The organism is Clostridioides sp. GD02404 (genome assembly GCF_045898275.1).
Lineage (GTDB): Bacteria > Bacillota > Clostridia > Peptostreptococcales > Peptostreptococcaceae > Clostridioides > Clostridioides difficile_A.
Genome location: NZ_JBJOCA010000009.1, coordinates 1 through 15,364 on the forward strand (window position 1 = coordinate 1; position 15,364 = coordinate 15,364).

Below are 15,364 nucleotides of genomic sequence, written 5' to 3' on the forward strand. Positions count from 1 at the left end.
TGTAGATTATTCTTTCCCATTTGCTATAATAATATAATATAAAGCTCTAATAAAGTTATTTTAATAACATTTAACTAGTTTTTTATTATGTAGTATTTCTACATTTTTATAACTTTTTTTACGTTTTTTAGTTTTATAATTAAAAATTTAAATTTTATATACATTTTAATAAATTAAGATATATATAAAAATAACTAAAGATAGAAGGAGTATTTTATGAATGTACTTGGATTAATAGTTGAATACAACCCATTTCATAATGGACATATATATCACTTATCTAAATCTATAGAAAAAACAAATGCAACACATACTGTAGCAATAATGAGTGGAAACTTTCTACAAAGGGGCGAACCAGCTTTATTTGATAAATATACTAGAGCAAAAATTGCTGTCGAAAATGGTATAGACTTAGTTATAGAATTACCAACTCTATTTGCTTGCCAAAGTGCTGAAATTTTTTCTCATGGTGCCATAACAATTTTAAATTCACTAAACTGTATAGATTCTGTATGTTTTGGTAGTGAAGAAGGAAATACAGAAATTCTTTACAATATTGCAGAAATTTTAGCAAGTGAACCAGATGACTTTAAGCTATTCTTAAAAAAACATTTAGATGAGGGCCTGTTATTTCCAACAGCTAGAGCTAATGCACTTTTTGATTATATACATCAATGCAAAAAAAATGAATTCATGGAGAATTATTCAAAGGAACAATTATCAAAAACATTAAATTCATCAAATAATATACTTGGTATAGAATATATAAAAAATCTTATCCACCTAAATAGTGATATAAAACCATTTACTATCTCTAGAGTTCAGTCAGAATACAATTCTGAAGAAATTAATAGTAATATTTGTTCTGCTACTGCTATAAGAACTTCACTTAAAGAAAATAATAGTCTTTTTCACTTAAAAAATGTTATTCCAAAAAAGACTTATAATATCCTAAATGAAAAAATAGATAATGGCTTTTTGCCTATGTTTGATGATTTTTTCTTTGATACTTTAAAGACCATTATACTTAGAGATATAGACAATTTAAAAGATTATTTTGAAGTAAATGAAGGTATAGAAAATAAAATCTACAAAGATATTTTTACATCTAAATCTTTATATGAACTGCAATTATCAATTAAATCTAAACGATATACTTTAACCAAAATTAAACGAACTTTAAACAATATATTATTAGGTATTAAAAAAAGTGATATGCAACTTGTAAAAAACATAGATACTATTCCTTATGTAAGAATACTTGCTTTTAATGATAAAGGCAGAGAAGTTCTAAAGGAAGTAAAAAATAAATCTGAAATAGAAATAATAAACAAATTTTCAAATATATCATTTTCATTAGATGATGTAATTTTTAAAACACTCATAAATTATGATATAAAATCTACAAATATATATGACTCAGTATATTATAAAAATAATAAAGACTTAATAAAAGGTCCTATGGATTTTTATACTCATCCAGTCTATGTAAAATAGATTCTTAAAATAAAAAATATTTATAAAAAACTATTTTATTAATACTTTATATAAACACAATAATCTCATTTGAATCTATTTGCACATACTTTTAGGATTGCAACATCAACTTAAATATTATGCTAATTTCTAAATTTAAGTAAATATTGCCATCCTAAAACTTTTACAATTTATGCTGTCATTTAAAAGTAAGTTTTAAAATATTACATTATTGGTATGTTTAATATATTTTTCCTGAATTCAAAATATTTTTGGGGTCAAAAGCTAACTTTATATTTTTAATTAGCATCATATAAGCATCTGAATTTGATTCATGTAAGTACTCTTTTTTAGCATACCCTATACCATGTTCGCCAGAAACTTGACCACTAAGTTCTCTGGACTTTCTATACATACAGTCAAAAGTTTCTTTTAATCTTGTCTTCCATGTATTATCATCCATACCATCTTTTAAAATATATATGTGTAGATTTCCATCTCCTGCATGACCAAAACTTTTTATTCTTATTTTTAATTCATCTTGAAGCTCATGAGTATATCTTATAAACTCTGCTATCTTATCTCTTGGAACAACGACATCACATTCATCCATTTGTGTTGTAGATGCCTTTATAGCCTCTAAAAAGGCCCCTCTAGCTGACCATATAGAATCATTTCTTTCCTGTGTATCTGATATAAATACATCTAATGCACCATTTTCTAGACATAATTTAGCTACCTTTTCATATTCTTTTTCTATATCTTCAGTGCTATTTCCATCAAATGTAAGTAGAAGATAAGCATCTGATGTATTATCTGGAAACTTCTTACCTAAAAATTCTTCTGCTGCTAGTATTACATCTCTTTCCATAAATTCTATAGCTGTTGGTATTGACTTTGACTTTATTATTTTAGGAACAGTCTCGATTGCCATTGATAAATTTGGAAATGGTATAAGTAAACTTATACTTTTCTTTGGCAGTGGAAGCAATTTTAATATAGCTTTAGTGACTATTCCTAAAGTTCCTTCTGAGCCAACTAATAAGTCCTTTATACTATATCCTGAACTATTTTTAACCACTTTTCCACCTACATTTATAATTTCTCCATTTGGCAATACAACTTCAAGACCTCTTACATAATCTCTTGTAACACCATATTTTACTGCTCTCATCCCACCTGCATTAGTGTTTATATTACCAGCAATTGTAGCACTTTTTTCACCTGGGTCAGGTGGATAAAACAAATCTCTATCTTGAACATATTGACCTATTGTCATCAACAATACTCCTGGTTCTACCGTTAATGTTAAATTTTCATAATCAACTTCAAGTATCTTATTCATTTTACACAGATTAATCATTATTCCACCTTTTATGGCAACAGCAGCACCTACAAGACCAGTTCCTTGACCTCTTGGTGTAACTGGTATATTATTTTTATATGCGTATTTCATTATTTTAGATACTTGTTCAGTTTCAACTACATTTACTAAAACTTCAGGATATTTTTCAATCCCTCCAAGTTCATCATGTGAAAAATCTTCATTTATATCACTTCCAACTATTACGTTTTCTTCTCCACAAGTATCTATTAAAAAATCTATATCTTTTTTATCGATTAATTTGTACATTTCTATCCCCCTATTTGGCTGCTGATGCCATATATATTTGATTATCATCTTTTTTATTTTCTATCTTTTCAATCAATTTAGGAATAATATCATAAATATCACCTATTAAAGCTAGATGCGCTACATCAAGTATAGGAGCCTTATCATCTTTATTTATAGCTACTATATAATCAGCACCTTGCATCCCTGCAACAAATTGAACAGCTCCAGATACACCACAAGTTATTATAAGTTTAGGCTTTACAGTTCTACCACTAAGACCTATTTGTTTTTTGGCATCTATCCATCCTGCCTCTATTACAGGTCTTGTTCCTGCTACTTGAGCATTTAATTTACCAGCTAACTTATATATCATCTCCATATCTTCTTGTTTCTTTATTGCCCTACTTGCGACAACTATTACTTCAGCTTCTTCTAAACCAACTTCTTTATTTTTTTCTTTTACACTCAATACTTTAATCTTAGAGCTTAGCTCTTTTTTTTCTATTTGACATAAAGTAATCTTTCCTGTAGCATTCTGCACTTTTTCTGGTACTGAGAATATTTTGTATCTTACAGTAGCAAATTGTGGTCTATTATTAGGTGTATTTATATGAGCCATTATATTTCCACCAAATGCTGGTCTTATTTGGTCTAAATCAGTATTTGATTGAATATCAAGTATTGTACAATCGGCTGTAAGACCAGTTCTAAATCTAGCAGCAAGCCTTGGAGCTAATGACCTACCTAGCGTAGTTCCACCTACTAGCATTATTGTTGGCTTTATATTCTTTATAAAATTTTCTATTGCTTTTGCATATGGTTCTATCCTGAAATCTTTAAATTCATCCTCATCATATACGAATACTTCATCCACACCATAAGAAATCAAATTATTACACTTATCTTTTATATCTTTTCCTACAAACACACAATACACAGGTTGTTTTATCTTTGATGCCATCTCACGAGCTTTTCCTATAAGCTCATATGTCACAGGATGTATGCTTCCATTGTGATGTTCCACATATACTGCAATTCCCCTCCATTCCTCTTTATTTATTTGTACTTTGCAACTCTCTATAAATTCAAATGCACCTTTTGGCCCACTTTTGACACATAACTTACACATCTTACATCCAGCACTTATTTCTACTATCCCTGATTTTTCTTCTATAGCACCAAAAGGACATATTTCTAATACTCCTTTTAAATCAGTTATTTTATCTTGATTTACAATTATCTTTGACATTTATTAATCCTCCTTAAACTAATTTTAATTCCTCTAATTTATTTATAAGTGCAGAACTTAAATCATCTGCATTTCCTCTTACAATATTTTTATCTGTATTTGGCTTTGGAGGAAATATTTTTACAACTTGAGTAGGAGAACCATTAAGTCCATAGTTGTTTTCATCTTTGTCTTCAAAATCATCTAAGTTATATACAGGTATTTTTCTTTCTTTAGTATCTAATTTTAATTTAAATGAAGGTAGTCTTGGTTGAAAAATATCTTTTTCTACAGTTATTAAACATGGATATTCAATCTCACATACTTGTAAATCGTTTGGCATATCTATTTCAACAACTATACTTTTCTCTTTGACATCAATCAATTTTGTGACATTAGTAACATGAGGTATATCTAAAAACTCAGCTATTTCAGGTCCAACCTGTGCTGTATCACCATCAGTAGTTTGTTTCCCACATATTATTAAATCTACCTTTCCCATCTTCTTGATGCCTTGTGATATAGTATAAGAAGTAGCCAGTACATCTGCACCTCCAAATCTTCTATCACTTATTAAAGCTCCTTCATCAGCTCCCATCATAAAGCTCTCTTCTATTACTTTTTTTGCTTGAGGAGGCCCCATACTAAGTACTTTTAGATTAGCTTTTTTTTCTTGTTTTATTCTAAGTGCTGTTTCTAAAGCATATAGGTCATAAGGATTCATTTTTGAATCTACTCCATCTCTCTTTAGTACTCCTGTAGTTTCATCAACTTCTACTGAAGTTGTTCCAGGTACTTGTTTTATACATGTCAAAATTTCCATAAAGTACACTCCTTTTTTATTTAACTATAACTGACACTCCATCAGGTATAACTACTATCTTACTATCTATACCAACTATACTAGTCGCCATTTCTAAAGCTTCTTTAAAATTAAACGCATGCTTCATATGCATTTTCTTTATCATTTCAGTATTACATTTATCCGTTACCATTATCACAGTATACTTAGATAATATTCTTGCTAATATCTGAAACTCCCATTGGTCTGGGATTGTATCACATCTACCAACACTCCTAATTTTTTCTAATAATTGCTTTGGAGAATCTGCATTTGCTACATTTTCATAAAAAGATTGGCCTCCATGACCATCATTACATGCTGCAATCATTATTATTACTCCACCATCCCTACAAGTTGCCTCTGCTGCTGTCATCCCCTTAACTGCTTGATAAATATTTTGGTCTAGCGGATATCCTCCATTTGTAGTTACAACAATATCTGATTTTATGGAATTTACTTTTGATAGCTCTGTTACAAATTCACAACCTTTAGTGTGTGCTTTTTCGACATCACCAGCAAAGGATGCAACTATCTTTTTATCTTTATCTATTACAACATTCAGTATGAATGCTAACTTCGCAACTTTAGCTGCATATACCATATCTTCATGAATAGGATTATGCTTTAATTTTCCAGTTCTTGAATTATCACTATCTATAAAGTCACTACAATGGTTGTACATTATAGTCTTTGCAGATGCTATTCCTGGAAGTACACTTTTTCTTCCACCTGAAAAACCTGCAAAAAAATGTGGTTCTATAAATCCTTCTGCTATTAAAAGTTCTGCCTCATATGCTAGTTTATTTATATATAAATCCCCACCTGAAGGTAGTACTCCCACTTTACACATAGATTCGTCATCAGTAGATATGTGCATAACTATATCCTCATTATCTACTATTTCTTCTCCCATTTTATAAACTAACTCTTCCCTTGTACTTGGCCTATGAAATCCAGTTGCCACTATAATTTTCACATCTATGTCTGGATTGACCTTCCTAATTCGTTTCAATATAATTGGCATAGTTATTTTACTTGGCACAGGTCTTGTATGGTCACTCGTAATTATGACAACATTCTTTTTTCCCTTAGCTAGCACTTCTAGTGAATGAGAGCCTATTGGATTATTCATAGATTCTTCAACAATTTCTTCTTGAGTTTTACATTCTATACAATTATCCGATTTTGCTTCCAAAACACCAGTAAAACGTTTCTCAGGTATTTCTAAAATCATTCCTTGCTTTGAATACGGTACTTTTAACTTTACCATTTTTAATCTCCCATTATATAAACTATAAAATTGGTATGTGGTCATACCAGTTTTACACTTATATGATAATACCATTATATTCCATTTGCAAGAATAATTTATTTTATAACAAACTTTTAATTTTCATTTTTTCTATAGTTTTTACTTATAAACTTCATATGTTCTTTTGCTTTTTCACATGCAAGTTCTAAATTATTTTCTACAACTGCATTATATATAGCCTCATGTTGGTCAAGTAATATATATTCATTTAAAGGTTCTGCAATTATTTTTTCTCTTGCATCTTCTATAAATCCATCAAATAATTTTGATGCTGTCATAAAAAGACTTTGAATTAAATAATTTTTGCTTATTGTAGCTAATTTACTGTGAAATTTTTGGTCTAACAAAACTAAAGTTTGGTTATTATCTTTTCTCTTAGTTTCTATCCTCATTTCATCTATTATATTTTTCAATTCTATAGCTTCAGAAGAAGTTATTCTCTTTGAAGCAAGTTTTGCAATTTCAATCTCTAAAATTATTCTAAGCTCTAATATGTCTTCAAGTGTCCCATTATTAAGTTTAAAAATCATAGATAATGGTTCTATTAAAGTTTTTTCTATATTTGTACATATAAAGTTTCCTTCACCTTGTCTACTTTCTATCACGCCCATAGTTTCTAAGACTCTAATAGCTTCTCTAATAGATGTTCTACTTACATTCATTTGTTCAGACAATTCTCTTTCAGACAGTAATTTATCTCCTTTTTTTAATTCTCCATTCAGTATTTTATGTTGTATTTGTTCAATCACTTGTTCATAAACTTTCTTACTAGCTATACTATTAAACATTTTTTCCTCCAATATGATAATCGTTCTTGTAATATATATCTATTATATATCTTAAGCCATTACATTCATATATTTTTATTATTTTTAATATAATATCTTATAACTCAAATTTATAGGTGATATTATGAAAAAAAATAAAATTATTGCTTTTTTTGCTCCAGCTATTATAGTTGGAGTTCTAGTTTTAGGCATTATCCTATACCCAAATGAAGCTATAAAATCTGCAAGAGAGGGTTTCTCTATATGGTCTAACGTCCTAGTTCCATCACTACTCCCATTCATAATTGGTGCAAACCTGATTGTCGATTTAAAAATAGTGGATATTATAGGATTTATTATTAATCCCATAACTAGACTCGTGTTTAATGTTTCAGGTAAAAGTGCTTTAGCTTTTGCAATATCAGCAGTATCTGGTTATCCAGTAGGGGTAAGTTTGGCTTCTGAATTTAGAAATAATAGACAAATTTCTAAACATGAGGCACAAAGACTCGTTTCTTTTTGTTCTACATCAGGACCTTTATTCATAATAGGTTCAGTTGGCACTGGTATGTTTCAAAACTCAAATTTAGGTTATTTAATGATTCTATGCCATTATCTAGGGACTATATTGGTTGGTCTTTTTTTTAGAAATTATGGTAATGAAAATCTTCCAAAGACAAAATTAGATTTAAAAACAAACATAAAAAATATAATCAATCTTCGAAATTCAAGTGGAAATGGATTTTTTGTTCTATTTGGAAATGCTGTATTTAATGGAGTAAACACATTACTCACAGTTGGTGGATTTGTAATTGTTTTTTCAGTAGTATTTAAAATACTATCACTTTTTAATGTAATATCTTTAATAGCATCAGTTTTGTATTTACCCCTTTCATTTTTAGGTGTAAACAAAGAGCTCTGTCAAGCATTTGTAAGTGGTTTATTTGAAATTACTATAGGTTGCAATAAGGTATCCAGTATAACAAGTGCTCCAGAAATACTAAGAGCATCTTTAGCTAGCTTTTTAATAGGATTTAGTGGATTATCCATACTAGCTCAATGCTGTACATTTTTATCAAAAACAGACATAGATTTAAAATTATACATACTAAGTAAGTTTGCTCATGGAATCTTAGCTGCTCTCTTCATATTTATACTTTATCCTATTGCAAACTCTACTGTATTGGTTTCTAGTTTTGCTGATACATATAATGTTATATATAATAACTTAATTTGGTTTTATTATCTTAGCTATTATGACACAATTCTTCAAATTGTAGTAATAATTTATCTAATCTCAGCTTTATTTATTGCTAAAAAACATATGAAAAGTTTATCTACAGATGGAAAATTAATCAGATATAAAAACACTTTCTCCATTAAAAAATTTTTACGAAAAAAATAAAAATCACAAAAATTGACTAAATACTTCCATTTTTTTATTATATTTGTCATAATTTTAATAACCTTTTTAATTAGTTTAACAACACAGTTATTTCATCACAATTTTATAATTTTATTAGTAAATATTTTTCAAAAAATTCTCCTTAATCACATATATCACGCTTGCATAAGTTAATTGGTATATTTTTCCATTATATAATATTTCATTTATATTATATAATAAATACCGACCCAAACTTAACAAATCAAATAAGAGGAGTGGTTGAAAATGGCAACAAGACCTATAGAGATAGACGAATATAAAAAGATAATGGAACTATTACATACTGGCTTTATTTATAGTGAAAATGGCGTTGAAAAAAGATTTAGAAAAAATCCTAAAGTTGCATTGGCACTAATGTTAGAAGCTAATTTAGGTCTAAGAATATCAGATATTTTAAGATTAAAAATAGGAAATTTTAAGGGTAACATGTTAGAAATAAATGAAAAAAAGACAGGTAAATTACAGTATAGACCAGTTAATAAAAATATAATTGAATCTATAAATGAACATGCAAGAAAGTATAATCTTAAATCAAACGACTACTTAGTAAATATAAAAACAAAAGCTATTCAAAAACAGTTAAGAATAATTTGCAGATACTTAAATTTGTATAATATAAGCACACATAGCTTTAGAAAGCTCTATGCTACTACTCAATTTGAAAAGAGTAATAATAACTTAGAGTTAGTCAAGGAGCTCTTAAATCACAGTTCTGTGGCCACTACACAGCGATATATAAGGGTAACTCAGCAAGCTATTAATGAAGCTAGTGAAAATTTCTTTATTGGCTAATTATAACGTATTTATTTTTCTATTATCTTATTAATTCACCAGATATTAAAAAGGTGAAGCAAAACAAAATATTTATTTTGTTTTGCTTCACCTTCAATTTTATAATTCCTATATAAACAGATTAATCTATCTTTAATAATTTTTTGACTGATTTACTATAATTGTTTCTTTTTACCTCTTCCAAGAGTCTATCAATTTCATGTTCTGACTTTGCATTTACAAAAATTGCTAGTTCTTCGTCATCTATAATATCGTAACTATCTACATATTTATCTAGACATTTTAAAATTCCATCTTTATTATATCCATCAAATCTAACTACAGCACTACATTCATCTTCTATAAGTCCACTTAAGTCCAATTTGCCTTTTGAGAATGACTTTATATTGGCATTTCTCTTATCTATTACATCTATGATATCAGCATAAACAGCACTACCTGTTGCCCCTCTTCCAGCACCTTTACCTACAAAAGAAAGTTCACCTACTGAATCACCTACTAAAATTACTACATTAAACTCATTATCTATTTTTGAAAGCATATTATCGTTATCAACCAATGCTGGTCTAACAAATCCACTTACTTCTCCTGATTCATACTTGCTTCTAGCAACCAACTTTATCTTACAATTTAGTTTTTTTGCATATTCTATATCTTTTTCATCTATCGAAGTTATTCCCTCTAGTAATAAATCTTTCCAATATACTATTTTTCCATAAGACAAGGTAGATAATATAGATAATTTTCTAGCACTATCATATCCTAAAACATCTGCATCTGGGTTGACTTCTGCAAACCCCAATTCTTGAGCTTGTTTTAAAGCTACATCATATGGTAAATTTTCATCATACATCTTTGATAATATAAAATTACAAGTTCCATTCAAAATAGCATTTATACTCTTTATACTGTTACCTTCTAATGATTCTATCAATGGCTTTAAAACTGGAATACCACCTGCCACAGATGCCTCAAATTTAATACTAACATCATTTAAATTAGCTAATTCTATAAGGTCACTACCTCTCTCTGCAAGTAAATCCTTATTGGCTGTTACTACAGGTATTTTTTTATTTAACGCTCTTGTCACATAATCAAAAGCTGGATTCAATCCTCCAATTAATTCAACCAGTATATCAATATCCTTATCAAATATATCTTCTATATCTGTTGTTATCTTGTCAAAATACTTCTTAGACTTATGTTTCTCTTTATTTTTAACTAAAATTCCAACTATCTCTATATCTCTTTTTGAATTATTGTTTTCTATTAAATCAATTAATCCACTTCCTACTGTTCCATACCCTAATATTGCTATCTTCACTGTTACATACCCCCATCATTTTGATTATATTAAATTATTTATATGTATAAATATACCAATTAAAAAAGCTTGAGTATAAACTCAAGCCATATGACGGGTTTATACTCATCTTTCAGCATAACTGCTGCAGGATTTAGCACCAATGTATAATAAAATATACTGGTTGCCGGGCTTCATAGGGCCAGTCCCTCTGCCTCTCTTGATAAGATTGCTAATTTAAATTTATGTTTAATAGTATAATACAATTTATGCCAATTGTCACTATTTTTTTAACTTATTTTCCTAAAAGTATATAGGCTATTATCTAACCGCTCTTTTAGTTGGTTTCCCTTTTTTTGTAACGTTATTATTTTTAATCTTTGCTTTTGCCTGTTCATGTCCTGGGAAAAGTATCTTAGGTTCCTCAACATTTCTTTTATAAATAGTAAATTTAAAACCAATAGCTTGTACAAATTCAGCTCTTAAAGCTTCACACACAGCATTAGCAGTTTCTTTAGCATCAAGGCCTGCATTTTCCAGTATAGTAACCTTTACTAATTCTCTAACTCTTAACATATCATCTAATTGCTCTAAGAAACTTTCTGTGACACCTTCTTTACCAATTTGTGTAGTAGGTTTTAAAGTATTTGCCAAAGATCTTAAATACGCTCTTTGTTTTCCTTTTAACATATTCTCACCTCTATAATTCTATACTAAAATTAATTGTAAAATTCAAATTCCAATTCGTAAATTCTAACTACATCTCCATCCTCTATTCCCATCTCTCTAAGTCTGTCAAACACACCTTGACCTTCCATAGCTTTTTGGAAATATTGAAGAGATTCCATATCATCAAAATTTACAGAATACATTATTCTTCTAAGTGCTTTACCTGTAACTACATACACTCCATCTTCAATATCTATACTCAATTCTTCTTCAGTACCAATATCAAGCTCTGGTCTGTACATTTCTTCTTCTGAAACTAATTCTACATCTTCTACTTCTTTTAAAAGTTTAGAGACATAAGCTATTACATCATCTATTCCTTCACGAGTTGCTGCAGACATTTTAAAGACTGTATACCCTCTGCCTTCTAATTCATTTTTAAATGTCTCAAACTTGCTTTCATCTTCTAATATATCAAATTTATTTGCAACAACAACTTGTGGTCTCTTTGAAAGCTTTTCATTGTACAGTCTAAGTTCGTCATTTATCTTGTCAAAGTCTTCAATAGCATCTCTACCCTCTAGTCCAGATATATCTACAATATGTATCAATACCTTGGTTCTCTCTACATGTCTTAAAAACTCATGACCTAATCCTATACCTTCAGAAGCACCTTCTATAATTCCAGGTATATCTGCAAGTACAAAACTATCTCCAAACTTAGTTTGGACAACACCTAAATTTGGTGTCAATGTTGTGAAATGATAGTTTGCAATTTTTGGTTTGGCCTTAGTTACTACAGATAGAAATGTTGATTTGCCTACATTAGGAAATCCTAAAAGACCTACATCTGCTATCATTTTAAGTTCAAGAGTTACCCATCTTTCATCTCCATCTGTACCAGACTTTGCAAAAGCTGGAGCTTGTCTTACTGCATTGGCAAAGTGTTGATTTCCCTTACCACCTATACCACCTTTTGCAACTACAGCTGTATCTCCTTCTTTCTTTAAATCTGCTAATATAAGACCTGTAGCCTCATCTCTTATTACTGTACCTGCTGGTACTTTTAATACTAAATTTTCTCCATTTTTACCAGCTCTTTTACCTTTGCTTCCGTCCCCACCATTTTGAGCTTGATATTTTTTTTGATACTTAAAGTCCATTAGCGTTCTAAGACCCAAATCAACTTCAAATATGATGCTTGCTCCACGACCACCATCTCCGCCATCTGGTCCACCAGCTGGAACGTATTTTTCTCTTCTAAATGCTACCGAACCATTTCCACCATTTCCAGCCTTAACAAATATTCTTGCCTTATCTATAAACAAATTCTTCACCTACTTAATTAAAAACTTTTAATTAGCATTACCAAAAACACTATTATAAATTCATCAGTACTATAAGAAAAAGGAGTGCCTCAACACTCCTTTTATGTATATTACTCAGCTATTGCTACTGGATATATACTAACTTTTTTTCTCTTCTTGTCTTTTCTTTCGAATTTAACAGTACCATCAACTAATGCAAATAAAGTATCATCGCTACCTTTTCCAACATTAGTTCCTGGATGTATTTTAGTTCCTCTTTGTCTAACTATTATACTTCCAGCAGTTACTAATTGACCATCGAATCTTTTAACACCTAATCTTTTAGATATAGAATCTCTACCATTTTTAGAAGAACCTACCCCTTTTTTAGATGCTAATAATTGTAAATTCATGTTTAACATATGGAGTCACCCCCTACTTTTTTAAAATTTTTATATTTTTTGGGTATTCCCGTTTAATTTCTTCAACCGCTAATTGAAAGTGATTTAGTAATAATTGTGCATCTTTTATATGTATATCTTTAACTATACATTCTATATGACCTTCTTCTCCTACTACTTTCTCAAATTCAATCTTTTGTAATTTGTCTAAAGAATTTATAACTGCAATAGCATTAGATGTAACTGCAGCACACACTATATCATAGCCTATTTCAGCAAAATCAGCATGTCCCTTTAAACAAAAACCTTGTATCAAGAAATCATCATTATAATAATATTTTACTTTTATCATAACTTAACCAACTACTAAGCGTTTATTTTTTCTACAACTATCTTAGTATATGATTGACGATGTCCTTGTTTTCTTCTGTAATCTTTTTTTGCTTTATACTTGAAAACTATAACTTTCTTAGCTTTACCTTGTTCAACAACTTTAGCTTGAACAGATGCTCCTTCTACTACTGGAGAACCTAATTTTAATTCTCCATCTTTAGAGCAAGCTAATACTTCGTTTAAAGTAACAACATCACCTGCGTTAGCTTCTAATTTTTCAACGAATAACACATCACCTTCAGAAACTTTATATTGTTTCCCACCAGTCTTTACTATAGCGTACATTAAATACACCTCCTCGGCCTCAAACTCGCCAGTACAAGGTACTTCATTTGAAGATTTAGACCTTTACTGTGCGGCATTACAATTATTAATTATAAAATATTTACATTTTATTGTCAACTATTTTATCGAAAATAACATTGGTTTTATTGTGTTTTAATGTACAATTTGCAGTTAAAGAAATTTTTATATTATATTTTTCACCAATTTTATCAATTATATCCATATAATATTCTTTTATTTGTCTAAAAATAAAATCATTAAACTCTATTATTATATTTTTATAAACTGTATGCTTGCTTATTCTCATAATTTCTTTTTCAATGCCATCTACCATATGATGTATAGATTTTATCGTTTGTGCACCATCACAACATGGGCAGGACATTAGATAATATTTATCAATAGACTCTTTTTCTCTACGTCTTGCAACTTCTACTAAACCAAGCTTCGTCATACCTAACACTTCAGCTTTTCTTTTATCTTTATTAAATTCTTCCTCTAAGAGGTGCAAAACCTCGTTTTGATGCTTCTTTTTGTGCATATCTATAAAATCAATTATTATTATTCCAGCTATATCTCTAATTCTAAGCTGCCTTACAATTTCCTTTGCAGCTTCAATATTAGTTTTATAAACAGTCTCATCAAGTTTGCCAGTTCCAACAAACTTACCTGTATTTACATCTATAACAGTAAGAGCTTCTGTCTTTTCAATTACTAGATAACCTCCACTCTTTAACCATACCTTTTTATTTAATAATTTCTCTATTTGAGATTCTATTCTATATAAATCAAATACATCTCTATTTTCTTCAAGACACAGTTTATCAACATAAGTATTGTCTATTCCCTTTAAAATAGACTTAAGTTCACAATATCTATCATAACTGTTAGTAATTATGGATTCGATATCATCATTCACATTATCCTTTACATATTTGGTTGCAAAGTCTAAAGATTTATATAATACTTTTGGTCCTATACCAAGTTTATATTCTTTTAAAATATTCTCATACTGTAATTTTAATTCTTCTATATCTTTTTTTATTTCATCATGAGTACAACCTTGAGCCTCAGTTCTTATTATTAATCCTAAATTTTCTTTATTCACTGCTTTAGTAATTTTTTTTAATCTAAATCTTTCTTTTTCATCAGTAATTTTATTTGATATTGTAGTTCTATCATTGGAAGGTATATAGACAATATACCTTCCAGAAATACTAATTTCAGTGTTTAATTTTGCACCTTTAGTACCTATCTCTTCTTTATTTACTTGAACTAGAATATCTTGACCAGATTTTATAGTACTTCCTTTTTTCAATTGTAAATAAGCAAGCTTTTTAAAGCCAATATCTACAAAACAAGCTTCTATTCCTGGTATAACTTTTTTTACAATTCCACGATATATATTGGATACAGTCTTTTTATTTAAACTATCTTCAACAAAAAGTTCTGCTAATCTTTCATCTTCAAGTACTGCTGTTTTTTGAGACCCTACTAAGGACTCGATAACTATCTTTTTCACAAC

At 29.2% G+C, this 15,364-nt stretch carries 15 protein-coding genes and 1 riboswitch; of the genes, 3 read left to right on the forward strand and 12 right to left on the reverse strand.

Going from position 1 to position 15,364, the window contains the following annotated elements:
• The first annotated feature begins 216 nt into the window (after window positions 1–216).
• On the forward strand, window positions 217–1,497 hold the full coding sequence (locus Q3287_RS07185) for a nucleotidyltransferase (RefSeq protein ID WP_407963777.1): 1,281 nt from the start codon (window positions 217–219) through the stop codon (window positions 1,495–1,497).
• Window positions 1,498–1,717: 220 nt separating this feature from the next.
• Here Q3287_RS07185 and Q3287_RS07190 read toward each other — a convergent pair whose 3' ends face one another.
• The 5 genes from Q3287_RS07190 to Q3287_RS07210 all read right to left on the reverse strand — a co-directional run bounded on the left by Q3287_RS07190 (window position 1,718) and on the right by Q3287_RS07210 (window position 7,263).
• On the reverse strand, window positions 1,718–3,109 hold the full coding sequence (locus Q3287_RS07190) for an FAD-binding oxidoreductase (RefSeq protein ID WP_407963778.1): 1,392 nt from the start codon (window positions 3,107–3,109) through the stop codon (window positions 1,718–1,720).
• 10 nt (window positions 3,110–3,119) lie between these two features.
• The gene (locus Q3287_RS07195; protein ID WP_407963779.1) at window positions 3,120–4,340 is read right to left on the reverse strand and encodes an electron transfer flavoprotein subunit alpha; all 1,221 of its coding nucleotides are present in this window, start codon (window positions 4,338–4,340) and stop codon (window positions 3,120–3,122) included.
• 13 nt (window positions 4,341–4,353) lie between these two features.
• A complete protein-coding gene (locus Q3287_RS07200; RefSeq protein WP_054269683.1) occupies window positions 4,354–5,142 on the reverse strand; it encodes an electron transfer flavoprotein subunit beta/FixA family protein in 789 nt (262 codons plus the stop codon).
• A gap of 16 nt (window positions 5,143–5,158) precedes the next feature.
• Window positions 5,159–6,433, reverse strand: coding sequence for a nickel-dependent lactate racemase (gene larA / locus Q3287_RS07205; RefSeq protein ID WP_407963780.1), 1,275 nt, complete (start codon window positions 6,431–6,433; stop codon window positions 5,159–5,161).
• 116 nt (window positions 6,434–6,549) lie between these two features.
• Window positions 6,550–7,263, reverse strand: coding sequence for a FadR/GntR family transcriptional regulator (locus Q3287_RS07210; protein ID WP_054269681.1), 714 nt, complete (start codon window positions 7,261–7,263; stop codon window positions 6,550–6,552).
• A 124-nt stretch (window positions 7,264–7,387) separates the two neighbouring features.
• Here Q3287_RS07210 and Q3287_RS07215 point away from each other — a divergent pair, with 124 nt between their 5' ends.
• Both Q3287_RS07215 and Q3287_RS07220 read left to right on the forward strand, forming a co-directional pair.
• Window positions 7,388–8,647: a nucleoside recognition domain-containing protein gene (locus Q3287_RS07215; RefSeq protein WP_054276235.1), complete on the forward strand. Its 1,260-nt coding sequence runs from the start codon at window positions 7,388–7,390 to the stop codon at window positions 8,645–8,647.
• 267 nt (window positions 8,648–8,914) lie between these two features.
• A complete protein-coding gene (locus Q3287_RS07220; RefSeq protein ID WP_054269679.1) occupies window positions 8,915–9,481 on the forward strand; it encodes a tyrosine-type recombinase/integrase in 567 nt (188 codons plus the stop codon).
• 121 nt (window positions 9,482–9,602) lie between these two features.
• Here Q3287_RS07220 and Q3287_RS07225 read toward each other — a convergent pair whose 3' ends face one another.
• The 7 genes from Q3287_RS07225 to Q3287_RS07255 all read right to left on the reverse strand — a co-directional run bounded on the left by Q3287_RS07225 (window position 9,603) and on the right by Q3287_RS07255 (window position 15,361).
• Window positions 9,603–10,805, reverse strand: a complete 1,203-nt coding sequence (locus Q3287_RS07225) for a homoserine dehydrogenase (RefSeq protein WP_054276234.1) — start codon at window positions 10,803–10,805, stop codon at window positions 9,603–9,605.
• A gap of 102 nt (window positions 10,806–10,907) precedes the next feature.
• Window positions 10,908–11,014, reverse strand: a riboswitch (SAM riboswitch).
• Between the two features lie 91 nt (window positions 11,015–11,105).
• Complete coding sequence (locus Q3287_RS07230) at window positions 11,106–11,474, reverse strand: YhbY family RNA-binding protein (RefSeq protein ID WP_054269677.1); 369 nt, start codon at window positions 11,472–11,474, stop codon at window positions 11,106–11,108.
• Between the two features lie 29 nt (window positions 11,475–11,503).
• Window positions 11,504–12,781: a GTPase ObgE gene (gene obgE / locus Q3287_RS07235; RefSeq protein ID WP_167639690.1), complete on the reverse strand. Its 1,278-nt coding sequence runs from the start codon at window positions 12,779–12,781 to the stop codon at window positions 11,504–11,506.
• Between the two features lie 110 nt (window positions 12,782–12,891).
• Window positions 12,892–13,182, reverse strand: a complete 291-nt coding sequence (gene rpmA / locus Q3287_RS07240; protein ID WP_003419086.1) for a 50S ribosomal protein L27 — start codon at window positions 13,180–13,182, stop codon at window positions 12,892–12,894.
• A 13-nt stretch (window positions 13,183–13,195) separates the two neighbouring features.
• The gene (locus tag Q3287_RS07245; RefSeq protein ID WP_021383819.1) at window positions 13,196–13,513 is read right to left on the reverse strand and encodes a ribosomal-processing cysteine protease Prp; all 318 of its coding nucleotides are present in this window, start codon (window positions 13,511–13,513) and stop codon (window positions 13,196–13,198) included.
• A 14-nt stretch (window positions 13,514–13,527) separates the two neighbouring features.
• Window positions 13,528–13,839, reverse strand: coding sequence for a 50S ribosomal protein L21 (gene rplU / locus Q3287_RS07250; protein WP_003419082.1), 312 nt, complete (start codon window positions 13,837–13,839; stop codon window positions 13,528–13,530).
• A 100-nt stretch (window positions 13,840–13,939) separates the two neighbouring features.
• On the reverse strand, window positions 13,940–15,361 hold the full coding sequence (locus Q3287_RS07255; protein ID WP_407963781.1) for an Rne/Rng family ribonuclease: 1,422 nt from the start codon (window positions 15,359–15,361) through the stop codon (window positions 13,940–13,942).
• Window positions 15,362–15,364: the final 3 nt, after the last annotated feature.